Origin of the sequence: Flavobacterium ginsengiterrae, assembly GCF_039539785.1 — a bacterium.
Lineage (GTDB): Bacteria > Bacteroidota > Bacteroidia > Flavobacteriales > Flavobacteriaceae > Flavobacterium > Flavobacterium ginsengiterrae.
In genome coordinates, this window is sequence record NZ_BAABDU010000003.1 from 1274981 (window position 1) to 1299093 (window position 24113).

Consider the following 24113-nt stretch of genomic DNA (forward strand, 5'->3'; position numbering starts at 1 on the left):
TGATTAAAATCATAAAACGAGAATTATTTTATCTGTATACTTTTCGATTAATAATCTTCAGTTCGCCTTTTTTCTCAAGTGCCTTAATTGCTCTTATAACGGTTTCTACACGTAAGCCAGTTAAATCTCCAATTTGCTGTCTTGTAAAATTGATTAGGTAACCGTTTTTATCTTTTTGAAAATTGAAATATGCAATTCCGTGATCAATTAGTTTTAATACACGATGCTCTGGTTCGTGCGTTGAAATTTCAGCAGCCATAACTGATTTATAATACAATCGCTGTGCAAGATTTTCGATTATTTTAATGCTCACTTTTGGATTTTGTTCTAAAAGCTTCATGAAGTTTTCTTTAGGAAGAATAAAAATCTCGGCATTTTCTACCGCAATTGCATTTGCCGGGTATTTTTGGTTTAAAAATAGAGGAGGTTCACCAAAAGACTGGGTTTTATAGAATATTCCCTGAATAAATTCACGTCCATCATCATTATAATTACTCATTTTAACTTCACCAGAAATAATCTGATAATAGTTTAAGGGCAGATTTCCTTCTTCAAAAATAATATCATTTCGATCAAAAGTTTTTTTGCTTACGCCATATTTCTCTAATAATTCAACTGTAATCATAATGTATTATTTATTTTATTAAAAGACGTTTGACAAATATAATTCATTCAAAATAGTTCTTCTGCATTAAAAAACTTTTACTTTTACACCCGCAATGCAAGGACAAATACTCACTATTAGACAACAAATTTTAGAGGCTAAAAGTAATGGTCAGAAATTATTGGCGGTACTTTTAGATCCGGATAAAATTATACTGGAAAATTTAAATCATTTAATTGATCAAATTAATCAGTCGCCGGCAACCCATATTTTTGTTGGCGGAAGTATTGTGCAGAATAATATTTTAGGTGAATTGATTTCAGAACTAAAAAAGAAAACCAATTTGCCGGTTATACTGTTTCCAGGAGATCCTTCGCAGATTTCTCCTCAGGCCGATGGTATTTTGTTTTTATCGTTATTATCCGGACGAAACCCGGATTATTTAATCGAATATCAGGTTCAGGCAGCGCCAATTTTGAAAAAAACAAATTTGGAAGTCATTTCGACAGGATATATTTTAATCGAAAGTGGTAACGAAACTGCTGTTGCACGCGTTAGCAAAACGAAACCTTTGAGTCGTGAAAACCTTGATTTGGTTCTGGCAACCGCACAGGCAGGAGAAATGTTAGGTAATCAATTGATTTATTTAGAAGCTGGAAGCGGTGCAAAACAGCCCGTGCCAACAGAAATGATCGAACTGATTTCTCAAAATGTTGAAATTCCTGTTATTGTTGGAGGAGGAATCGTAGATTTGCACGGAATTCAAAAAGCATATAAGGCTGGCGCAGATCTTGTTGTTATAGGAACTGCTTTTGAAAACAACAGTCGTTTTTTTGAACAATAAACGCCTAAATACCCAGTTTAATGATAGATTTCTTTTTAGATAGTTACAAAAATGCTCCGCTATGGCATATTGCCTTAGAGTTTATAACATTTGTCTGTGGTATTTTGAGTGTTTGGTTTGCTAAAAAAGAAAATATCTGGGTGTATCCAACAGGATTAATTGCAACGGCAATATCGGTTTATTTACTCTATGTGGCTGGTTATATTGGAGATATGATTATTAATGCGTATTTTTCTATAATGAGTATTTACGGCTGGTATGTTTGGGCAAAAGGAGGAACTGTTGAAGATAATCTGCCGATTACCCGTACAAATTTTAATGAAAAAATAATCGGAATCTTACTGTTTATTGTGACCATTTTTGTAGTTTTCGGCATTTATAAATATTTTGATTACGAAATTCATCCCGACAATTACGTTGATATGATTTCATCTGGAATATTTTTTGCCGGAATGTGGTATATGGCCAGAAAAAAAATAGAAAACTGGACACTTTGGATTATAGGTGATATTATTGTTGTGCCTCTTTATGCTTATCGGGGCTTAGGGATGCTGTCACTTCAATATATAATTTTTACAATTTTGGCTATTTCAGCTTATTTAGAATGGAGAAAGATCTTAGACAGCAAAAAACAACTATCATAAAAATTGCTTTGTTCGGACCTGAAAGTACAGGTAAAACAACTTTAGCAAAACAGCTTGCAGAGTATTACGAAACCGAATGGGTTCCTGAATTTGCACGCGACTATTTACAAGAAAAATGGGAAGAAAATCAGCATATATGTACGGCTGATGATATGATGCCTATTGCTTACGGACAAATGGCATTAGAGAATGAAAAGATTGCCGAAGCCAAAAAGTATCTGTTTTGCGACACTAATTTGATGGTAACAAAAGTTTTCTCTGAAGTGTATTATGGTTTTTGCGATCCGCTTTTAAATGAAGCAGCATTAAAACACGATTATGATTTATTTTTCCTTACTGATATTGATGTTCCTTGGGAAAAAGATGATATTAGAGATAAAGCAGAAGGTAGAGAAACCGTTTTTTCTGTATTTAAACAAACTTTAATAGATAACAAAAAACCTTTTATACCCTTATCCGGCGATAAAGAAACTCGTTTAGCAATAGCTGTTGCCATTATTAATAATTTGACATTGGCAAAAGAAAGAGGACTATCATCGCAGGATTTTGTTGAGATTTATAATAATGGAACTGATTTTGAAAATGTTTTTAAACAATTGGATATTTTTAAAAACGGAATTCCAAAAAGTAATCTGGTAAGTCCAGCTACAACACATAATGGAATTTTAAGTCTTTCTGAAAATGAATTTCAGGAAAAAGCTCTTTTTTACGATGCTGAGAAATCAAAATTTAAACTTAAAAAATTTGTTCCCGCATCTGGTGCAGCAAGCCGAATGTTTAAGTTTCTGACTGCTTTTCTAAATGATTTTGATATCAACAACGAAACTATCAATGCTTATATCAATAGAAAGAAAGATAGTGAACTTCCAATTTTTATTGTGGCAATGGAGAAGTTTCCATTCTTTAAATCAGTAGATCAAAAGCTGAGAGAAATTTATCCTAATTTTGAATCTTTGAGCAGAGACTATAAAAATTATTATTTTATAAAAATATTATTGTCTTCAGATTATTTTGATTTTGCAAATAAACCAAAGGCAGTTTTGCCCTTCCACGAATATAACACTCATATTGCGATTCCTATAGAAGAACATTTAAATGAATGCGTGCATTATGCAACTTCTGAGAAAGTTTCTAATTTGCATTTTACTGTTTCTGAAGCACATCAAAATTTGTTTGAAGAATCTATTTTATTACTCAAACAGAAAATTGAAAATGAATCTGCTATTGAAATAAATGTTGGTTATTCATATCAAAGTAAAAAAACAGATTCTGTAACTGTTGACGTAAATAACAAATTAGTTCGGGATAAAAATAACAAATTAGTTTTTAGACCTGGCGGACACGGAGCTTTGATTGATAATTTAAATCAACTTGACGCCGATATTATTTTTGTCAAGAATATCGATAATGTAATTCAAAATCATATAAACGAAATTACATTATATAAGAAAGCTTTGGCAGGAATATTAATTACTATTCAGCAAAAAGTTTTTGGCTATTTAAAAGCGATAGAAAAAAAGGAAATTCATAAAGAAGGAATTGCAGAAATTACAAGCTTTTTAAAAGTAAGGTTAAATACTGATTTATCAAGTGACTTTAATAAATTCACATTGGAAAATCAAATTGAGAAAATAAAAGAACTTCTTGATAGACCAATTCGTGTATGTGGAATGGTTAAAAATGAAGGTGAACCTGGCGGCGGACCATTTTGGGTAATGAATGACAAAGGAGAAGTATCTTTACAAATTGTCGAAACTTCTCAGGTCGATTTAACTAACAAGAAACAACTCGAAATTTTAGCCGAAGCAACACACTTTAATCCGGTAGATTTAGTCTGCGGGATAAAAAATTATAAAGGTCAAAAATTCAACCTTAAACAATTCGTAGATCAAAAATCTGGTTTTATTGTTGAGAAAAGTGTTGAAGGAAAAGCTGTAAAAAGTTACGAATTACCAGGTCTATGGAATGGATCTATGGCAAATTGGTTAACAGTTTTTGTGGCTGTGCCATTAATTACTTTTAATCCTGTAAAAACGGTAAACGATTTATTAAAACCGGCGCATCAGCCACAATAATGGATAACGATAAAATCATATCAGAATTAAATTTTAAAGCCGTAAGAAGCAGTGGCGCTGGCGGACAGAATGTGAACAAGGTTTCGTCTAAAGTTGTTTTGACTTTTGATTTAGAAGCCTCGCAAGCTTTGTCTGATGATGAAAAACTTTTGCTAAAAGAAAATTTATCGGCAAGATTAACTTCAGAAAATATTTTGATTTTAAACTGTGATGAAGACCGAAGTCAGCTTAAAAATAAAGAAATCGTTACAAAGCGTTTTTTTGATATTATTAAAAAAGGCCTGCATGTTCCTAAGATCAGAAAAGCGACAAAAGTGCCAAAGGCAGTAATTAAAAAAAGAATTAAGGATAAAAAGAATATATCTGATTTGAAACAATCAAGAAGAAAACCAAATCTAGATTAAATCCCAATTATTTCAAATTCCAAATTCCAAAACTCAAATACTTGGAATTTGGAATTTGTTTTTTGTGCTTTTAAATATTTTTAACATTATATTTGCACTGTCTCAAAGGGGTGCTCTAAATAACGAGCTGAGATCATACCCAAAGAACCTGAGCGAGTAATGTTGCTAAGGGAAAAAACGACACTATCGAGCGTGCACACTTTGTTTTGTCGTGAAACACATTTATTAATTTAACAAAAGAATAATTCCCCCTTTTATTCGTATTTATTTACGGATGAAAACTTTTTTTAAAGGTACCAAGGTACTACGCTGTAAAGATTTTGAGGTTCAAAAACCTGATAGAACTAAATCTATTCTCTTTACTCTATTTTCTATTCTCTTTTCTCTTTCTTCATTTGCGCAGGAAAAAGATTCAACTAAAGTTAATCAGCTTGACGATGTATTAGTTTCTGCTGTTCGCGTTACTTCAAAAACGCCGGTTACGTTTAGTAATATGGATAAAAAAGAAATTAAATATAGAAATCTGGGACAGGATATTCCGGTTTTAATGAATTATCTGCCCTCTGTTGTAACAACTTCTGATGCAGGAGGAGGAATAGGTTATACCGGGATCAGAGTTCGTGGCAGCGATGCAACTCGTGTAAATGTTACCATCAACGGAATTCCCTACAATGATGCTGAAAGTCAGGGAACCTTTTGGGTAAATATGCCTGATTTTGCTTCTTCTGTAGAAAGTCTTCAGTTGCAGCGAGGAGTAGGAACATCTACAAATGGTTCTTCTGCTTTTGGAGCGAGTTTAAACATGCTTACAGATAGTTATGCTTCTAAGCCAACCGGAGAAATTTCAAGCTCATTTGGAAGTTTTAATTCCAATAAAAATACTGTAAAATTCAGTACAGGTTTATTAAATGATCATTTTGAACTTGCAGGACGTTTGTCTACCGTTAAATCTGACGGATATGTAGATCGTGCCAGTTCTGATTTAAAATCGTATTTCTTACAAGGAACTTATGTTGGAAAAACTACTTTAATTAAAGCATTGGTTTTTGGAGGAACTGAAAAAACATACCAATCATGGAATGGAATTGATGCTGAAACTTTAAATAAAAACAGAACTTTCAATTCTGCAGGAATGTATACAGATGAATTTGGTAATACCCGATTTTATGACAATGAAACTGATAATTACAAACAAAATCATTATCAATTGCATTGGAGTGAATCTTTTTCTGATAAGTGGAGTACTAATTTTGCTTTGCATTATACGAAAGGGCAGGGATATTATGATAATTATAAAGAAGATGCAGATATGGCAGACTACGGTTTACAACCTGTTGGAGCCATTACAACAACAGATTTAGTTCGCCAGAAATGGTTAGATAATGATTTTTACGGAACTACTTTCTCTGTAAAATACAAAGAAGAAAAACTGGATGTTATTCTTGGCGGAGGCTGGAATAAATATGAAGGTGATCACTTTGGAAAAGTAATCTGGGCCAGATATGCTTCGCAGTCAGAATTAGGAGATCACTATTATGATGATTACTCAACAAAAACTGATGGAAATGTTTTTGCAAAAGCAAATTATCAGCTTACTGAAAAATTAAGCTTTTATGGCGATCTACAATACCGTAGAGTTCGTTACCAGGCCAATAGTGCTGAAACAGGTATAGTTGATGATACGTTCAATTTCTTTAATCCAAAAGCAGGTCTAAATTTCGAAATTAATCAAAAAAACACATTGTACTTCTCATACGCTCGTGCAAATCGTGAACCAAACAGAACAGATTATGAAGGTGGAAATGTAAAACCTGAAAAACTTAATGATTTTGAATTAGGATGGAGATTTAATTCAGAGAAAGTTCAGTTGAATTCTAATTTCTATTATATGGGTTATAAAGATCAGTTAATTTTAACGGGAAGATTAGATGATGTTGGAGCGCCAATTCGTGCTAATACCGAAAAAAGTTACCGTTTAGGATTTGAATTTGATGCAACAATCTCGCTTTCAGAAAAATTCATTATTAGACCAAATTTCACTTTAAGCAGTAATAAAAATGTTGATCTGGCTGTTGAAGGACAATATTACGGAACAACAAAAATTGCGTACTCGCCAGAAGTTATTGCCGGAAACATCATTGTATATAAACCTATTGAGAACTTATACATCTCGTTATTGCAAAAGTATGTTGGAGAGCAATACATGAACAATATTGAACTTCCAGAAGCGAAACTGGCAGATTATTTCGTAAACGATTTGAATATTTCTTATGAAATAAAACCAAAATCAGTATTTAAATCTATTACAATAACTGGTTTGGTAAATAATATTTTAGATAAAAAATATGTTTCAAATGGAGCAATGTGGGATATTTATCCTTACTATTATCCACAGGCGGGAATTAATTTCTTAGCCGGATTAACATTAAAATTCTAAAAATAAAAAAGCCTGAAAATTTAAACTTTCAGGCTTTTTTTATTTTAGTTATAAACGTGAATCACTGTTCCGTTTACCTGAACTTTGTATTGTTTTAAAGGATACTCTTTTGAACCAAGTCCCGTAAATAAACTGTAAGAAGTTTTATCGCATGAACAAACAGCATTGATGCCATCAATTGTCATTGCACCACATGAACTTATTTCCTGATTAGGACATGCTGCGTCAAAAGCATTATATCCGCTTCCCGCATTAAAAATGATAATTCCTTTTGCACCATAATTAGGCACAATTACTGCATTACTCACATATTTAAGATTTGAATATGCAGGCAGATTCGTATCTACAGATAGATTAACAGAATAACTAGGTATAAACGGATTTTTATTACTGCGTTCGCTGTCACTGCATGAGAAAAGTACAGAAACGAAAAGAATTAAGAGCCAGATTTTTTTCATTATTTTAATAAGAATTAGTGAAACAAAAATAATTTATTTAGATTTGAATTTTATATGATTAACATATAATTATGTACTATTAAAAATAATAGTATATTTGTAATACAAAATCCCGTCCCGATGGGATTTTTTCTATTTATATAAACGATGAAGTTATGAGTAAAGTATCTTATTACACCGCAGACGGTTTAAAAAAATTAAAAGATGAATTAGAGCATTTAAAAAGTGTAATGCGTCCTAAGGCATCTCAAGATATAGCAGACGCAAGAGACAAAGGAGATTTATCTGAAAATGCTGAATATGATGCTGCAAAAGAGGCACAGGGTTTATTAGAAATGAGAATTGCAAAACTTGAAGAAGTATATGCAAATGCTAGATTAATCGACGAATCTCAATTAGATGTTTCGAAAGTTTTGGTGCTTTCTAATGTAAAAATTAAAAACCAAAGCAACGGAATGGAAATGAAATATACACTTGTTGCAGAAAGTGAAGCAGACTTAAAAACTGGAAAAATTTCTGTAACATCACCTATTGGAAAAGGCTTGTTAGGGAAATCTGTTGGTGAAATTGCCGAAATTACAGTGCCAAACGGTACTTTGAAATTCGAAATTCTTGAAATTACAAGAGAGTAAATTTGATATTATAATCGGTAAAACGATTAAAAAATAAAAGAATAATAATGAGTTCAATATTCACTAAAATAGTAAACGGAGAGATTCCAGCTTACAAAATTGCTGAAGATGATAATTTTTTAGCTTTTTTAGATGTAAATCCAAATGCAAAAGGACATACGCTTTGTATTCCTAAACAAGAAATCGATAAGATTTTTGATATGGATGATGAGTTGTACTTAGGTTTAATGAAATTCTCTAAGAAAATTGCAGCAGCTTTAGAAAAAACAGTTCCCTGCAAAAGAGTTGGAATTGCAGTTGTTGGTTTAGAAGTTCCTCATGCCCACGTACACCTGATTCCGTTAAACCATATGGATGAAATGCGTTTTCAAAATAAAGTATCACTTTCAAAAGAAGAATTTGAAGCTTTAGCAAAAGATATTCAATCTAATCTTTAAGATTTAGCATAACATAAAAAAAGCACCAACAAAGTTGGTGCTTTTTTTATTCCAGATTTTAAACGGGATTCGTGGTTTCATATAAAATTTGAAAAGTAGTTCCTTTTCCTATTTCAGAATGCAAAACCTTAATTTTTCCGTTATGATATTCCTCTACAATTCTTTTGGTTAAAGAAAGTCCTAATCCCCAGCCGCGTTTTTTAGTTGTAAAACCAGGTTCAAAAATGGTTTTGAATTGGTTTTTAGCAATTCCGCTTCCGGAATCCTTCACATTAATTTTTATATGATGAGCATCTTTCTCGATATGCAGGTCTAAAGTTCCCTTTCCTTTCATGGCGTCAATAGCATTTTTTACTAGATTTTCTACAGTCCAGCTGTGAAGTGTTGGATTAATCAAAGCAAAAATTGGCTTTTCAGGAACCTGATAAGAAAAAGTGACCTGTTTAGAAAAACGCGATTGTAAATATTCGTAAGTATTTAAAGTTTCTGCCACAACATCATGCGGTTCTAAAACCGGAACAGAACCAATTTTAGAAAAACGATCTGTAATCGTCTGTAAACGCTCAACATCTTTTTCAATTTCGGTTGTTATAGATTGATCAATAGATTCGGTTTTTAAAATCTCAACCCAGCCAATTAAAGACGATAAAGGTGTTCCAATTTGATGCGCTGTTTCTTTTGCCATTCCGGCCAGCAGTTTATTTTGTGTCGCTATTTTTGTGCTTTTGTAAAAATTGTAAATCAAAGCCACACACAAGAAAATAATGAGCAGTAACGCTACCGGATAATATTTAAGTTTGTTAAGTAAAGCCGAATTCCCGTAATATAAAGTTTGATATTTTCCGGGAGCATATTCAAAAGTTATAGGTTCATTTTCGTTTCTTAATTTTTTGAGGTAATTGTTTCTTTTTTTCTTGTTGCTAAGAATTTCTTCCGGAACATTTGTGGCACTCACAACCTTATCAAACAGTATAACAATGCCCGGAATTGAGGTGTTGTTGTTAATAATTTGAAGAGGAAGCGCTACATCGGTATTTTCGTCAGCATTTACAATTGTAATTTGTGCATTCACAAAAAGCTTCATTTTTAAACGTTCCTCGTTCTTGAAAATTTGAAAAAAGGTATAAGTGTTCCAGAGAATCAGTGAGATGATTAAAAAGGATATGAAAATTATTACCCAACGAGTTGTATTTCTACTTTCAGAAAAGCGCATAAACTAAATTTTGAGGTATAAATATAACGAAATAAACACATTTTATATTTTGCAGGGCCTTAAAAGATTTTTGATTTTATCTTTTAAAACTATTTCTTCGAATTGAAGGTTTTCTATACTTTTGTATGACCAAAATGAGGTTTGGTTAAACAGAAAAATTATGATTAGCATCGATCCAAAAGAGATACCAACAGCAAAATTACAAGGCTATCTTCAAAGTGCTGTAGGCCCAAGGCCAATTGCTTTTGCAAGTACAATAAGCGAGAAAGGAATTCCTAACTTATCACCTTTTAGTTTTTTTAATGTGTTTAGTGCTAATCCGCCAATTCTGGTTTTTTCGCCTTCAAGACGTGTTCGGGATAATACCGTAAAACATACTTTAATTAATGCCGAAGCTACAAAAGAAGTAGTAATAAATGTTGTTAATTATGATATCGTACAGCAGACATCGCTGGCAAGTACAGAATATGCAGATGGTGTAAATGAATTTATCAAAGCTGGTTTAACGCAGATTCCTTCAGATTTTGTAAAACCATATAGAGTAAAAGAATCACCGGTACAATTTGAATGCAAGATTACACAGATTATTCCGTTAGGAACAGAAGGAGGTGCCGGAAATCTGATTTTGTGTGAAGTAGTAAAAATTCACATTCATGAATCAATTTTAGACGAAAACGGTTCAATCGATCAGCATAAAATAGATTTGGTTTCAAGACTTGGCGGAAATTGGTATTCGAGATCCAATCAAGGCCTTTTTGAAGTCGCAAAACCATTAACAACTTTGGGAGTTGGAGTAGATGCAATACCAAATTTTATTAGAGAAAGTCCTGTGTTTGACGGCAATGACCTCGGAAAATTAGGCAATGTCGAAACCTTGCCTACAAAAGAAGAAGTTAGTATATTTGTGAAAGAAAATTTTTCAGTAAAAGGAGTTTTAAGCTCAGATGATCAGGAAAAAGTTCATTTAGAAGCCAAAAAATATCTCGATAATCATGATGTCGAGTCTGCCTGGAAAGTGCTTTTAGCTAAAAAATAAGAATAGAAATAATAATTAATTATAGACGAAGATGGAAGTTATAGGAAAAGTAAAAGTGGTTAATCCTGAGCAGCAAGTTAGTGCTTCATTCAAAAAAAGAGAATTAGTAGTTACTACAGATGAGCAGTATCCACAGCACATTTTAATCGAATTTACACAAGATAAATGCGATTTATTAAGCAGCTATAAACAAGGAGAGGCAGTAAAAGTTTCTATCAATTTAAGAGGAAGAGAATGGGTTAATCCACAAGGAGAAACCAGATATTTCAATAGTATTCAAGGTTGGAGAATCGAAAGAATGGCACCAGAAGGACCAGCACAAACGCCTTCAGTTCCTGCAGCAGAAGCTTTCGCTCCAGCAACAAACTTAAACGAAGACGAACCAGACGATTTACCGTTCTAAGAAAATTCAAATCTCAATTTATAAATTCCAAATTCCAAACAGTAAAGCTTTGGAATTTGGAATTTTTGTATTCAATATAACTTTAATAAAGTTTTTCTAAAGATTGGAATTTGGAATTTAAAAATTGGAATTTAAACTTATGTATTACTTATTCAACGATTTATTTTTTCCGCCAGTTACCGAAGCCGACGAAGAAGGTATTTTGGCAATTGGAGGCGATCTAAGTCCAGAACGTCTGCAATTGGCTTACAAAAGCGGTATATTTCCTTGGTTTAATGAAGGAGAGCCAATTCTTTGGTGGGCACCAGATCCTAGAATGGTATTGTTTTTTGATGAACTCGTCATTTCTAAAAGCATGCGAAAGATTCTGAATAAGAAAATGTTTAAGGTAACTTATAACAAAAATTTCAGAGAAGTAATTTCTAATTGTCAGAAAATCAAACGAGAAGGTCAAAACGGAACATGGATTTCCGATGAAATGATTGATGCCTACTGTAAATTGAATGAAGAAGGAATTGCTAAATCTGTTGAGGTTTGGCAGGATGATGTTTTAGTTGGAGGTTTGTACGGAATTGATTTGGGAAAAGGAAATGTCTTTTGCGGAGAAAGTATGTTTTCTAAAGTTTCAAATGCTTCAAAAACTGCTTTTATAGCTTTAGCTTTATATTTGAAAAAAGAAAATTACAAATTACTTGATTGTCAGGTTTATAATCCGCATTTGGAAAGTTTGGGCTGTCGCGAAATTGATCGTGAAGAATTTATGACTATTTTAAAAAGTAAATAGAAATGAGTGCAATTTATATCGTAAAAGAAATTTATATCTATCCAATAAAAAGTTTAGCAGGCATTAGTTTAGAAAGTGCCAATGCAGAAGAAATGGGCTTTGAAAACGACCGAAGATGGATGCTGATTAACTCTGAAAATATTCATGTTACGCAAAGAGAATATCCAATAATGAGTCAGTTTTATCCTCAGATCTTAGGAGATAAAATACAAATTACTTTTGAAGGAGAAACACATGAATTTTCTATTAACGAATATTTAGAAAACCCCATAGAAACTAAGGTTTGGGAAGATAAAAGTGAAGTTGTAGAAGTAAACCAAAACACCTCAAAATGGTTTAGTGATAAATTAGGTTTTGAATGTAGATTGGTTAAAATCAATAAAATTGGTGCTAGAAAACACGAAAGTTCAAGAACGCAGGAAACTTACAATGTGAGTTTAGCTGATGGTTACCCATATTTATTAATTGGAACCGAAAGCCTTGACTTTTTGAATGAAAAATTAGAAGAAAAAATCACTGTTAAAAGATTTCGTCCCAATATTGTTGTGAGTACAAAAAGGGCTCATGAAGAAGATGATTTTAAGACTTTTAAAATTGGAGAAGTTCAGTTTAAAAATATAAAACCCTGTGGCAGATGTATTATGGTAAACAATGATCCGCAGAAAGGAATTGTAAAAAAAGAACCTCTTAAAACTTTAAGTAAATACAGAAACGTTAATAATTCTGTTTTGTTTGGTACTGATATTGTTAGTCTGAATTCCGGAATTATAAAAGTAGGTGATGAGGTTGTTTTTTAGAAATTCAGCTTCGTAAAATTCCAGTTTAATGTATTAAAAATTATTATTTCATTTTTTAATGAAGGCAGTTCGAGAATCAATTTTAAGGTTTCGTGCGCCATCATATTTCCGATAATTCCTGGCAGAGTTCCCAAAACGCCGTTCAAATTACAATTCGGAACATCTTTTGGATCGGGCATTTCAGGAAATAAATCACGTAGATTTTTACTGCCATTATGATTAAAAACTGCAATTTGCCCTTCAAACTTTAAAATACTTCCGTAAACTAAAGGTTTTTTAAGTTTTACACATGTATCATTGACTAAATAACGAGTCGAAAAATTATCAGAACCATCTACAATAATATCAAACTGATTTATAATTTTTGAAGCATTTTCAGCAGTTAATTTCTCTTCAATAGCTTCAACTTCAATCAACGGATTTAATTTATAAACGACTTCTTTGGCAACAATCGCCTTAGGTTTTCCAATTTCATTTTCGGTATATAAAATCTGTCGATGAAGATTATGAATTTCAATTATATCAAAATCCATAATCCCAATAAAACCAACTCCGGCTGTCGAAAGATATTGTAAAATTGGACAGCCTAAACCGCCGGCGCCAATGACTAAAACCCGTGCTTTTTTTAATTTTTCCTGACCTTCATCGCCAATTTCAGGAAGAATGGTTTGTCTGTTGTAACGAAGGAATTCTTGTATGATACTCATGTTTTAATTTTAGATTTCTGATTTTAGATTTTAGATTGATTGGAATTTGGAATTTAAAAAGGTTGGAATTTTTTAAAAGTAGCTTTTACTCCAATCTTTCCAAACGGGTTCATAACCTTTATTTTTTATAATTTTTGAAATTTCCTCAGCAGAACGTTCATCGCTGATTTCGAATTGTTCCAAAGATTGCGGATCAACAACATAACCGCCTGGATTGGTTTTAGAACCCGCGCTCATACTCGTAACACCAATTGGAATAATATTGTTTCTAAATTTTTCATTTTCTCTTGTTGAAATCGAAATTTCCAAATCTTCATTCCATAATCGATAAGCACAAATTAATTGTGTCAAATCTTTATCATCCATAATAAAATTCGGTTCAATGATTCCTTCGGCTGGGCGAAGACGCGGAAAAGAAACTGAATACTTCGTCTGCCAATATTTTTTTTGCAGATAATCCAAATGCAAGGCATTGAAGAAACTGTCAGTTCGCCAGTCTTCCAACCCTAATAAAACTCCAAGACCAATTTTGTGAATTCCGGCAGAACCTATTCTATCGGGAGTTTCTAGCCTGTAATCAAAATTTGATTTTTTGCCTTTGGTATGGTACTTTTTGTAAACATCCTGATGATACGTTTCCTGATAAACCAAAACCGAATATACTCCCACTTCATGCAAACGTTCGTAATCTTCTGTAGAAAGCGGCTGAACTTCAACAGAAATAATAGAGAAATTCTCTTTGATTAAATTAATCGCATTCAGGAAATAATTAATATTTACAGTATAATTCGCTTCGCCTGTAACCAATAAAACATGGTCAAATCCTGTTTCTTTTAATGCTTCAACTTCGAGTTTTATTTCGGCGTCAGAAAGGGTTTTTCTTTTGATTTTATTGTCTAAACTAAATCCGCAATACGTGCATATATTTTGGCATTCGTTGCTCAAATAAAGTGGTGCATACATTTGAATCGTTTTCCCAAAACGTTTTTTTGTGATTTCATGACATTGCTGTGCCATTTGTTCTAAATAATTTTGAGCAATAGGAGATATCAAAATCAAAAAATCATCGAGATTTCGTTTGGTTTTAGCCAAAGTTCGTTCGACTTCTTTTGAAGTTGTTTTGTATATTCTGGATTGGATTTCATCCCAATTATATTGCTCAAAAATAGATTTGAATGTTTTCATCGTTCTTAACCGCAAAGACGCGGAGATTTACGCAAAGTTCGCAAAGCTTTGCGTTCTTAGCGCTTATCTTTGCGATCTTTGCGGTTAAATATTTTTAGTCATACAAAAATGAAGTCAAAGGACTAGAAGCCGAGGCATAGTTCTGCTGATTTGCAACTTTAGCTTCAAAAGCCTTTCTCCCGGCCATAACCGCTTCCTTAAAAGCCTCAGCCATTAATTTTGGATTTCCAGCAACCGCAATTGCAGTATTAACCAAAACTGCATCAGCGCCAATTTCCATTGCCTTTGCGGCATCAGAAGGAGCTCCAATTCCTGCATCAATAATAACCGGTACATTGCTTTGCTCGATTATAATTTCAAGGAAATCTATAGTTTTTAAACCTTTATTACTCCCAATTGGCGAACCCAAAGGCATTACAGCCGAAGTTCCGGCGCTTTCCAAATGCTTGCACAAAACAGGATCAGCGTGAATGTACGGCAACACTATAAATCCAAGTTTAGCCAGTTCTTCTGTGGCTTTCAAAGTTTCAATTGGATCAGGCATTAAATATTTTGGATCTGGATGAATTTCCAGTTTTACCCAATTGGTTTCTAATGCTTCGCGAGCAAGTTGAGCCGCAAAAACGGCTTCTTTAGCATTTCTTGCTCCAGAAGTATTTGGTAATAAATTGATATTTGGATGTTTTAAATGAGATAAAATAGCATCAGTATCAGTTTCAAAATCAATTCGTTTTAAAGCAACCGTAACCAATTCGCTTTCTGAAGCTAAAACAGCCTGCTCCATTTCTTCATTCAAACCAAATTTTCCTGTTCCCAGAAACAAACGGGATTTGAAAGCTTTGTCTCCTATATTAAACAATGATGTTTGCATATAATTTTTCGTTTAGTTGTTGAATCAGTTTTTCTTTTTCATCACTTTCGGTAATGATTCCAGAAACGGCAATTCCGTGAATTCCAGTTTCCATTAATGGATTTATATCTCTTAATGTAATTCCGCCAATGGCATAAACAGGAATATCAATTTTATTTTTTTTCAGTTTTTGAAGAATCTCAAAATAACCAGATAATCCTAAAATCGGACTTAATTTTTCTTTTGTAGCTGTGAATCTGAAAGGGCCTAAGCCTATATAATCACAGCCATTTTTAACGTGATTTTGAATATCTTCAAAAGTATTGGCCGTTCCGCCAATGACCTTAGAAGTCCCTAAAAATACTCTTGCTTCGTCGATTTTGGTATCGGTTAAACCTAAATGAACTCCGTCGGCATCTATTTGTTTGGTAAGATTAAGATTGTCGTTCACAATAAAATTGGCAGCATATTTTTCGCATAAAGGTTTTACCGCTTCTGCTAAAGTAAAAGCATCTTTTTGAGATTGGTTTTTAAATCGCATTTGCACCCAAGTACATCCGTTGTCAAGTGCATTGTGAATGTTGTACAATTGTTTTTCGATAGTATCGCCCTGCGAGATATATTGAAGTTTGCTATACATAATGATATCCGATTAAGGTTGGAGTTGAACTGAGGTAATTTTCGATATAGATTTTAGCATTTTGGCAGGCTTCTTTTATCATTTGATTAAATGCTAAATTGGAAGCAATAGCTGATGAAAGCACACAACCTGAACCGTGTTTTTCAGAGCAGTTTTTATTTGACGGAAGCAATTCTAAAACTTCATTTTTTAAAAATAATCGATCTGTTCCAAGTGCTTTTTCATTATGCCCGCCTTTCAAAAGAACATTCGTTGGAAATTGATTCTCCGTTAAAATAAAATCAGGAAAAAGAATTTTCATTTCAGGATAATTAGGTGTAATTAAATCGATTTTTGAAAGTATTTTAGTTAAGTCTAAATGATTTTTAATATCCATAAAATCAAATTTAGTAGTTGATTTTAGAACTGGATCCCAAACGATTTTTGTTGTCGAAGAAAACTCTTTTATAGTAGAAATAATTCGGTCTAAATCATACAAAGAAGAAACAATTCCAATTTTCACGACGCTGATTTTATAATTTAAAAACAATGTTTCAATTGATCGAAGTACAAAGCTTAAATCAGTCCACTGAATCTCATAAAACTGATTTTCGGTCTGAATGGTATTCGCTGTTGAAATAGCAAAACCAGTGATTTTGTGCTGTTCAAATGTTTTGATATCAGCCAAAATTCCGGCACCTCCTGAAGGATCTAAACCGGCAATTGTGAGTACGAAAGGGCGATCTTTTGACATAATTTAAATTGTTTTAATGGATTTTCATTTTTCCAAATACTTCCTAAAAGCGCGACATCATCAAAGCCGTTTTCTAAAACCTGCTGAATGTTTTCTGAATCAATTCCGCCTAAAGCAATCATTTTTGTTTTTCTATTTTTTCTTAATTTGATTTCTCCAAAAAGATCTTTTTCAGGATAATAATTTTCTTTAGAAATGCTTTTAAAAATGGGACTTAAAAAAGCATAATCAAAATTTTCTAATGAATTAAAATCTTCTATTGAATGTGTTGATGTTGATATGTTTTTATACCTACAAGGTTTTGGAAACCTTGCAGGAGAACTTTGATTTCTTCTTTCTTTTTCAGAAAAATGAATTCGATTGATTCCAAAATCTTCTGCTAGATCATGATGACTGTGTAAAATCAATTTATCCCTAAATTCTAATTTTATCTGATGAAGAAATTTTGCCATTTCTATTTTAGAAAAATCAGGTTTTCGAACATGAAGCAAAGACAATCCTTCTTCTAATAAAGAATGCAGAATTTGAATTTCATCTTGAACAAAAGCAGGATTAGTAATCACAATCATATTTGTAAAAAGCTTTTTGTGAGATGTAAAATGTGAAAATCAAAAACATTTCACATTTTACAAATCTCATTTCACTATATATAAATTTCTTTCCCTTGCTCAATAAATTCCTCTGATTTCTCCTGCATTCCTTTTTCGGCGGTAGCGACATCTCTGATTTCCTGAGATATTTTCATAGAGCAGAATTTTGGTCCGCACATCGAGCAGAAATGCGCCACTTTTGCACCATCGGCAGGAAGTGTTTCATCGTGAAATTCTCTTGCAGTATCTGGATCGAGAGCCAAATTAAACTGATCTTCCCAACGGAATTCAAAACGAGCTTTGCTCAATGCATTATCTCGATATTGTGCTCCCGGATGTCCTTTGGCTAAATCAGCAGCATGAGCCGAAATTTTATACGTAATCACGCCGTCTTTTACGTCTTTTTTATTTGGTAAGCCTAAATGTTCTTTTGGCGTTACATAACACAACATCGCGCATCCGTACCAGCCAATCATTGCTGCGCCAATTGCAGAAGTAATGTGGTCGTAACCCGGAGCAATATCAGTCGTTAATGGTCCTAAAGTATAAAATGGAGCTTCATGGCAATGTTCTAATTGTTTGTCCATGTTTTCTTTAATCATATGCATCGGAACGTGTCCTGGCCCTTCGATAAATACCTGAACATCGTGCTTCCAAGCGATTTTTGTCAGTTCGCCCAAAGTTTCTAATTCAGCAAATTGTGCAGCATCATTTGCATCAGCAATCGAACCTGGACGTAAGCCATCTCCCAAAGAAAAAGCCACGTCGTATTGTTTCATGATTTCGCAGATTTCTTCAAAATGCGTGTATAGGAAGTTTTCTTTATGATGAAATAAACACCATTTTGCCATAATTGATCCGCCTCGGGAAACGATTCCGGTAACGCGATTGGCAGTTAAATGAATGTAACGAAGTAAAACTCCAGCGTGAATCGTAAAATAAGAAACTCCTTGTTCTGCCTGTTCGATCAAAGTATCACGGAAAATTTCCCAAGTTAAATCTTCGGCAATTCCTTTTACTTTTTCTAAAGCCTGATAAATAGGAACAGTTCCAATTGGAACAGGGGAGTTACGAATAATCCATTCTCTGGTTTCGTGAATGTTTTTCCCTGTAGAAAGATCCATAATCGTGTCGGCTCCCCAACGACAAGCCCAAACGGCTTTTTCGACTTCTTCTTCAATACTTGAAGTCACAGCGCTGTTTCCGATATTGGCATTAATTTTCACTAAGAAATTACGACCCACAATCATTGGTTCGCTTTCAGGATGGTTGATATTGTTTGGAATAATAGCTCTTCCGCAAGCCACTTCAGAACGAACAAATTCTGGAGTAATTTTGCTTTTTGGAGTATTGGCACCAAAACTATGTCCGCTGTGCTGACATTGCATTGCTTTAGTTTGCTCGTTTAAAAGTTCAATACGTTGGTTTTCACGAATCGCGATATATTCCATTTCTGGAGTTATAATGCCTTGTTTGGCGTAATATAATTGCGTTACGTTGGCGCCTTTTTTAGCACGTTTTGGCTGATGTAAATATTCAAAACGAAGATGATTCAGGCTTTCGTCTTTTAATCGGCTTAAACCATAATCTGAGGTGATTTCGTCTAAAATTTCGACATCATTTCGGTCAAGAATCCAGCTTTCGCGTAAGCGTGGCAATCCTTTTCTAATATCAATTTCAATATTTGGATCGGTATAAGCACCAGAGGTATCGTAAACGGTTACGGGAGGATTTTTCTCGATTCCGCCATTAGATAGTTTTGTATCGCTTAATTTTATTTGACGCATTGCGACTTTTATTGGATGAATTTCTCCATCAATATATATTTTTTCTGAATTCGGAAAAGGGGTTCTGGATATTTGTTCTTCTTTCATAATTTTTTTGTTTCAAGTTTGAAGTTTCAGGTTTCCGTAGAGACGCACAGCAGTGCGTCTACACACAGAATAAAAAATTGGAATTTGGCCCCGATAGCTATCGGGAGGAATTTGAAAATATTTATCCCCCTTGAGTAGCAGAAATAATTAAAATTTCGTCAGTTTCGGATACGAAGTGTTGGTTCCAATTAGTTTTTGGAACGACAGTATTATTTATCGCAACGGCGATTCCGTTTTGTTTGTGCGGAATTTCGAGATCGAGCAATGCCTGAACGCTGAGCGATTCAACATTGAATTGTTTAATTTGTTGATTGATTTTTAGTTCCATTCCTTTTTGAATTTAGTGTATAGATACACAATAGGAATGGCTGCAAAATACACGCAGGCGCGCGCATAGAAGTCATCTTACTTTTCCCTACGCTAGTATGAACTAGATCAGGTTCAGAGGGTAAAATCTCAGCCTGCATAATGCAGACACCCCTAAAGTGTGAAGCAAATATATAAATTTTGTTTTAAAATTTCAAGTTTCAGGTTTCAAGTTCATCAACGGAGCTGAAAAAATGAAACCTGAAACTGCTTTTAAGTCGTTCTTGTCCAGCAGTCTTCGGTGTGATCGTTTACCATTCCAGTAGCCTGCATGTGGGCATAAATCACGGTTGAACCGACAAATTTGAAACCTCTTTTCTTTAAATCTTTACTGATTTCGTCTGAAAGCGGTGTTGTCGCAGGAGCTTCTTTTGAAGTTTTTAGATTGTTTATAATAGGTTTTCCATCAGTATATTTCCATATGTAATCGGAAAAAGTTCCAAATTCTTCCTGAACTTTCATAAAAGCCTGAGCGTTTGAAACGGCTGCTTTTATCTTTAATTTATTTCGGATAATTCCCGTATTCTGCATTAACTCTTCGATCTTGTCTTCAGAATAATTCGCTATTTTTTTATAGTCAAATTTATCAAAGGCAATTCTAAAATTTTCTCTTTTATTTAAAATGGTAATCCAGCTTAAGCCAGCCTGAAAAGTTTCTAATATCAAAAATTCGAATAATGTGGGATCATCATACACGGGAACGCCCCATTCTTCATCATGGTATTTTTTATATAAATCGCTAGAAGTACACCAGCCGCATCTTATTGGTTCCATTTTTTTATTTCAAATGTATAAAAAAACCTCAAATCAATTACGATTTGAGGTTTTGTAAGATTTAGGGGAAATATTATTATCTTCTTTCAAAAAGGGTGATAAGAATCATACTATTGCTATTATCAATTTTTTCAGTATATTTTAATTTCAATGTAGATTTAGTTAATTCTAGAACTTCAAATGTCTCTGCAGTAGTATCTCCACTGTAAGTTGTTGATAAAGTTTTGTCTTTTAATGTCCAAGTTCCGTTATCAGTTGAAGAGTTACATTTATTATCGTAGAATTCATAAGAAAGTTCTGTGAATTTTCCGTCTGTTTTGAATTCTGTAATATCACTATCACATTTCCCTTCATTTGGAATAGCAACTAAAAGTTCTTGTCCATTGATAAGTGTTCCCATTTTTACTGGAGCCCATTTTCCTTCAATTGATCCACTATTATCATCATCACTGCTGCAAGATGTTACTGCTAATCCTAAAGTTAAAACTGATACGAAAAGAATGCTTAATTTTTTCATTTTGGTCGATTTTATTTGTTAAATATTTTTGGCAAAAATAAAATTTCGGTCAAATAAAAAATATGTTTTTTGGTGTTCCTTTAACATTTAATTATAACTTGTTGAATTTCAATACCCGTATTTATACCTGTTTTTAAAATCGTAATCTCTTTCTTAGATGCTTTTTTTGAATTTATATTACTTTTCTTCTTTTTCGTTTTCTAAATATTTCTTGATTAGATGATGACCCAGATAAATAGCGGGAGTAAGTAAAATTGCTATTGCTAATTTAAAAGTGTATCCAATTAAGCCAGAAGATATAAAAGTGTCGAAATCAATTTTTCCCGGAAGCCAAAAAGCAATTCCGAGTACAATGAAAGAGTCAAACAATTGTGAAATTACGGTCGATCCTGTTGCCCTCAGCCATATTTTCTTTTCTCCGGTTTTGTTTTTAAAAAACCAAAATATCCAGACATCAATAAGCTGGGAAGCCATAAAAGCAATTAAACTTCCAATAATAATCCACATACTTTGTCCAAAAACGGCCTGAAACTGTTCGTCGTTTACCGGACTAATTCCTTTTGCTGCAGGAATTGTAATAGCCATAAAGAGTATTAAAAAAGCATAGGCAATTAAACAGGCTGTTATGAATGAAAGCTTTTTTACGCCTTTTTCTCCAAAATATTCATTGATTAAATCTGTGGTTAGAAAAACAATTGGCCAGGGCAGAATTCCTATGCTCATTACAAAAGGACCAATCTGAATTAGTTTTCCTCCAATAAGTTCCGCAACAACGGCATTGGTTATAAATATTCCTGCTAAAATTACGAAGACAATTTCTTTTCGGGTTTTAAACATAAGATGTAGTAAAAATGATGCTCAAATTTAAGTTATTTATTCAAATCTTAGAAAAGGATTAATCTTTATAATCTGTCTCATTTGAAGTTTGAGTTTGATTAATTAATTTTGAGATTCTGCTGTGATTTCTAGGTTAGAAAATTTTATGCAGTTTAATTAATTATTTATTATGAAAGAACAAGTAAATTTAGAAAATTCTTTGCTTCAGCAATGGACAGGTCCATACGGAGGCGTTCCAGATTTTACAAAATATAATATTTCAGATTTTAAACCGGCAATTGAATTTGCTATTCAGGAAAAATTGGATGAGATTGAAGCAATTGCCAGCAATATTGAATCTCCAACATTTGAAAACACAATGACGGCTTTAGAGCTTTCAGGTGAAAAATTAAACAGGATTCATGCAGTTTATGGAATTTACAGATCAAATTTAAGCAGCCCTGAATTTAATTTGGTTGACACAGAAATGTCTCCTAAACTCGCTGAAATCAGCGATAAATTATATCAAAATGAAACGTTATTTGCAAGAATTGATGCTTTGTACAAATCGGAAAATAAAGATTTAAATGCCGAACAAAAGCGTCTGCTTTGGGTTTATTATTCTGATTTTGTAAAAGAAGGAGCGCAGTTAAATAAAGAGGATAAAGCAAAAGTTGCTAAAATTAATCAGGAACTGGCAGGGCTTTTTACTCTGTTCAGCCAGAAATTATTAGCTGAAGAAAACAATCAGTACTTAGAATTAAAAACCGAAGCTGATTTTGACGGATTGCCGGAAGAATTTAAAAATGCAGCTATTGCCGAAGCAAAAGAAAGAAAACTGAATATTTTGGGTTGTATAGGAAATACAAGGTCTTCAATTGAACCATTTCTAACTTTCTCGAATCAAAGAAATCTGAGAGAAAAAGCTTTTGATATTTTTATAAAAAGAGGTGATAATAAGAATGAAAATGATACGAATGAAACTCTCGTATCGATTTTAAAATTAAGAGCTGAAAAAGCAAAAATTTTAGGTTTTAATAACTTCGCAGAATGGAGTTTGTCTGATAAAATGGCTAAAGATCCTCAGAAGACTTTGGATTTAATGGAATCTGTTTGGAAACCTGCAGTTGATAAAGTGAAGAATGATGTTGCGGCGATGCAGGAAATGGTTGATGGAGAAGGAGGGGATTTTAAAATCCAGCCTTGGGATTATCGTTTTTATGCCGAAAAAGTACGTAAAGCAAAATACGATTTAGATCAGAACGAAATCAAACAATATTTACAGTTAGAAAATTTACGTGAATCAATGTTCTGGACTGCTGGAGAATTATTTGATTTAGGTTTTAAACAATTATTTGATGTTCCGGTTTATCATGAAGATGTACGAGTTTGGGAAGTGAATAATAAAAATACTGGGGAACCAATTGGATTATGGTATTTTGATCCTTATGCCCGTATAGGAAAACGTTCTGGCGCCTGGATGAATTCGCATCGCGATCAGCAGAAAATAAACGGAAAGATATTACCGATAGTATCAAATAACTGCAATTTTATAAAAGGAAGCAGCAATGAGCCGACTTTGATTTCCTGGGATGATGCCACAACTTTGTTTCATGAATTTGGGCATGCACTTCATGGTTTATGTTCTAATGTAACGTATCCAACTCTTTCGGGAACTTCGGTGGCGAGAGATTATGTGGAGTTTCCGTCGCAATTATTAGAACATTGGCTGGCAACTCCTGAAGTGTTGAATAAGTTTGCGCTTCATTATAAAACAAATGAACCTCTGTCGCAGTCATTAGTGGAAAGAATAGAAAAGGCAGCTAGTTTTAATGAAGGTTTTGCAACTGTAGAAACAATTTCGAGTTCGTTTGTAGATATGAAACTGCATTTAACAACAGAAACTATTAATCCGCATGATTTTGAGAAAAAAGTTTTAGCAGAAATTAATATGCCTTCTGAAATTGTAATGCGACACAGGATTCCGCAGTTTGCGCATATATTCTCAAGCGACGGCTATGCGGCAGGATATTACAGTTATTTATGGGCAGATGTAATTAATGCAGATGCTTACGAAGCTTTTCTTGAAGCAGACGGACCTTTTGATAAAGTGGTTTCTAAACGTCTTTATGAGACTGTATTGAGCGTTGGAAATACAATTGATAATGAAACCATGTATGAGAACTTTAGAGGACACGCTCCTCAATCTGATGCGTTAATGCGAGCCAGAAATTTTCCGATAGAAAACTAAATGTTGAAAAATAAAAAAGCCCCGAATAACTAAATATTCGGG

Annotated in this window: 26 protein-coding genes and 1 riboswitch; of the genes, 12 read left to right on the forward strand and 14 right to left on the reverse strand. The window is 33.3% G+C overall.

Translation table 11 applies throughout. The features are described 5' to 3' along the window. Window positions 1-28: 28 nt before the first annotated feature. Window positions 29-625, reverse strand: a complete 597-nt coding sequence (locus tag ABD859_RS08390) for a Crp/Fnr family transcriptional regulator (RefSeq protein ID WP_345142839.1) — start codon at window positions 623-625, stop codon at window positions 29-31. A 94-nt stretch (window positions 626-719) separates the two neighbouring features. On the opposite strand from ABD859_RS08390, the gene ABD859_RS08395 reads away from it, so the two are divergent. The 5 genes from ABD859_RS08395 to ABD859_RS08415 all read left to right on the forward strand — a co-directional run bounded on the left by ABD859_RS08395 (window position 720) and on the right by ABD859_RS08415 (window position 7008). Further along, window positions 720-1448: a phosphoglycerol geranylgeranyltransferase gene (locus tag ABD859_RS08395; RefSeq protein ID WP_345142842.1), complete on the forward strand. Its 729-nt coding sequence runs from the start codon at window positions 720-722 to the stop codon at window positions 1446-1448. A 20-nt stretch (window positions 1449-1468) separates the two neighbouring features. Beyond that, a complete protein-coding gene (gene pnuC / locus ABD859_RS08400; RefSeq protein WP_345142845.1) occupies window positions 1469-2092 on the forward strand; it encodes a nicotinamide riboside transporter PnuC in 624 nt (207 codons plus the stop codon). Beyond that, window positions 2053-4167, forward strand: a complete 2115-nt coding sequence (locus tag ABD859_RS08405) for a DUF4301 family protein (RefSeq protein WP_345142848.1) — start codon at window positions 2053-2055, stop codon at window positions 4165-4167. Before pnuC ends, ABD859_RS08405 begins: the two co-directional genes overlap by 40 nt. Next, window positions 4167-4571, forward strand: coding sequence for an alternative ribosome rescue aminoacyl-tRNA hydrolase ArfB (gene arfB / locus ABD859_RS08410; protein WP_345142851.1), 405 nt, complete (start codon window positions 4167-4169; stop codon window positions 4569-4571). Before ABD859_RS08405 ends, arfB begins: the two co-directional genes overlap by 1 nt. A gap of 274 nt (window positions 4572-4845) precedes the next feature. Continuing rightward, window positions 4846-7008: a TonB-dependent receptor gene (locus ABD859_RS08415; protein WP_345142854.1), complete on the forward strand. Its 2163-nt coding sequence runs from the start codon at window positions 4846-4848 to the stop codon at window positions 7006-7008. Between the two features lie 44 nt (window positions 7009-7052). Here the strand turns inward: ABD859_RS08415 and ABD859_RS08420 are convergent, their stop codons facing one another. Beyond that, window positions 7053-7466, reverse strand: a complete 414-nt coding sequence (locus ABD859_RS08420) for a Rieske (2Fe-2S) protein (protein ID WP_345142857.1) — start codon at window positions 7464-7466, stop codon at window positions 7053-7055. Window positions 7467-7621: 155 nt separating this feature from the next. On the opposite strand from ABD859_RS08420, the gene greA reads away from it, so the two are divergent. After that, window positions 7622-8098, forward strand: a complete 477-nt coding sequence (gene greA / locus ABD859_RS08425) for a transcription elongation factor GreA (protein WP_012023666.1) — start codon at window positions 7622-7624, stop codon at window positions 8096-8098. A 47-nt stretch (window positions 8099-8145) separates the two neighbouring features. Then, window positions 8146-8535 carry an HIT family protein gene (locus ABD859_RS08430; RefSeq protein ID WP_345142861.1) on the forward strand — a complete coding sequence of 130 codons (390 nt, stop codon included), beginning with the start codon at window positions 8146-8148 and terminating at the stop codon, window positions 8533-8535. A gap of 58 nt (window positions 8536-8593) precedes the next feature. Here ABD859_RS08430 and ABD859_RS08435 read toward each other — a convergent pair whose 3' ends face one another. Continuing rightward, window positions 8594-9748: a sensor histidine kinase gene (locus tag ABD859_RS08435; protein WP_345142863.1), complete on the reverse strand. Its 1155-nt coding sequence runs from the start codon at window positions 9746-9748 to the stop codon at window positions 8594-8596. Between the two features lie 160 nt (window positions 9749-9908). Here ABD859_RS08435 and ABD859_RS08440 point away from each other — a divergent pair, with 160 nt between their 5' ends. The 4 genes from ABD859_RS08440 to ABD859_RS08455 all read left to right on the forward strand — a co-directional run bounded on the left by ABD859_RS08440 (window position 9909) and on the right by ABD859_RS08455 (window position 12768). Further along, window positions 9909-10784 (forward strand): flavin reductase family protein, encoded by an 876-nt coding sequence (locus ABD859_RS08440; protein ID WP_345142865.1) that lies wholly within the window; start codon window positions 9909-9911, stop codon window positions 10782-10784. A gap of 31 nt (window positions 10785-10815) precedes the next feature. Beyond that, window positions 10816-11187: a DUF3127 domain-containing protein gene (locus ABD859_RS08445; protein ID WP_012023670.1), complete on the forward strand. Its 372-nt coding sequence runs from the start codon at window positions 10816-10818 to the stop codon at window positions 11185-11187. 139 nt (window positions 11188-11326) lie between these two features. Continuing rightward, window positions 11327-11971, forward strand: a complete 645-nt coding sequence (gene aat, locus ABD859_RS08450; RefSeq protein WP_345142869.1) for a leucyl/phenylalanyl-tRNA--protein transferase — start codon at window positions 11327-11329, stop codon at window positions 11969-11971. Window positions 11972-11973: 2 nt separating this feature from the next. Beyond that, window positions 11974-12768: an MOSC domain-containing protein gene (locus tag ABD859_RS08455; protein WP_345142872.1), complete on the forward strand. Its 795-nt coding sequence runs from the start codon at window positions 11974-11976 to the stop codon at window positions 12766-12768. Here the strand turns inward: ABD859_RS08455 and ABD859_RS08460 are convergent. From ABD859_RS08460 to ABD859_RS08510, 11 genes are all read right to left on the reverse strand, one after another. Next, on the reverse strand, window positions 12765-13475 hold the full coding sequence (locus ABD859_RS08460) for a HesA/MoeB/ThiF family protein (RefSeq protein WP_345142875.1): 711 nt from the start codon (window positions 13473-13475) through the stop codon (window positions 12765-12767). The two genes, ABD859_RS08455 and ABD859_RS08460, sit on opposite strands and share 4 nt — an antisense overlap. Before the next feature lie 72 nt (window positions 13476-13547). Beyond that, window positions 13548-14660, reverse strand: coding sequence for a 2-iminoacetate synthase ThiH (gene thiH / locus ABD859_RS08465; RefSeq protein ID WP_345142878.1), 1113 nt, complete (start codon window positions 14658-14660; stop codon window positions 13548-13550). Window positions 14661-14754: 94 nt separating this feature from the next. Continuing rightward, window positions 14755-15531, reverse strand: a complete 777-nt coding sequence (locus ABD859_RS08470) for a thiazole synthase (protein WP_345142881.1) — start codon at window positions 15529-15531, stop codon at window positions 14755-14757. Beyond that, a complete protein-coding gene (locus ABD859_RS08475; RefSeq protein ID WP_345142884.1) occupies window positions 15512-16150 on the reverse strand; it encodes a thiamine phosphate synthase in 639 nt (212 codons plus the stop codon). Before ABD859_RS08475 ends, ABD859_RS08470 begins: the two co-directional genes overlap by 20 nt. Next, on the reverse strand, window positions 16143-16883 hold the full coding sequence (locus ABD859_RS08480) for a hydroxymethylpyrimidine/phosphomethylpyrimidine kinase (protein ID WP_345142886.1): 741 nt from the start codon (window positions 16881-16883) through the stop codon (window positions 16143-16145). Before ABD859_RS08480 ends, ABD859_RS08475 begins: the two co-directional genes overlap by 8 nt. Continuing rightward, window positions 16841-17452 (reverse strand): thiamine phosphate synthase, encoded by a 612-nt coding sequence (locus ABD859_RS08485; RefSeq protein ID WP_345142889.1) that lies wholly within the window; start codon window positions 17450-17452, stop codon window positions 16841-16843. Before ABD859_RS08485 ends, ABD859_RS08480 begins: the two co-directional genes overlap by 43 nt. Window positions 17453-17526: 74 nt before the next feature. Then, complete coding sequence (gene thiC / locus ABD859_RS08490; RefSeq protein ID WP_345142892.1) at window positions 17527-19347, reverse strand: phosphomethylpyrimidine synthase ThiC; 1821 nt, start codon at window positions 19345-19347, stop codon at window positions 17527-17529. 121 nt (window positions 19348-19468) lie between these two features. Further along, window positions 19469-19675 (reverse strand): sulfur carrier protein ThiS, encoded by a 207-nt coding sequence (gene thiS, locus ABD859_RS08495; RefSeq protein ID WP_345142895.1) that lies wholly within the window; start codon window positions 19673-19675, stop codon window positions 19469-19471. 67 nt (window positions 19676-19742) lie between these two features. Continuing rightward, window positions 19743-19839, reverse strand: a riboswitch (TPP riboswitch). Between the two features lie 87 nt (window positions 19840-19926). Then, the gene (locus ABD859_RS08500) at window positions 19927-20487 is read right to left on the reverse strand and encodes a DNA-3-methyladenine glycosylase I (RefSeq protein ID WP_345142898.1); all 561 of its coding nucleotides are present in this window, start codon (window positions 20485-20487) and stop codon (window positions 19927-19929) included. Window positions 20488-20563: 76 nt separating this feature from the next. Then, window positions 20564-21004, reverse strand: coding sequence for a lipocalin-like domain-containing protein (locus tag ABD859_RS08505; protein ID WP_345142901.1), 441 nt, complete (start codon window positions 21002-21004; stop codon window positions 20564-20566). 177 nt (window positions 21005-21181) lie between these two features. Continuing rightward, window positions 21182-21841, reverse strand: coding sequence for a queuosine precursor transporter (locus ABD859_RS08510; protein WP_345142904.1), 660 nt, complete (start codon window positions 21839-21841; stop codon window positions 21182-21184). A gap of 169 nt (window positions 21842-22010) precedes the next feature. Here ABD859_RS08510 and ABD859_RS08515 point away from each other — a divergent pair, with 169 nt between their 5' ends. Further along, window positions 22011-24071 carry a M3 family metallopeptidase gene (locus tag ABD859_RS08515; RefSeq protein ID WP_345142907.1) on the forward strand — a complete coding sequence of 687 codons (2061 nt, stop codon included), beginning with the start codon at window positions 22011-22013 and terminating at the stop codon, window positions 24069-24071. Window positions 24072-24113: the final 42 nt, after the last annotated feature.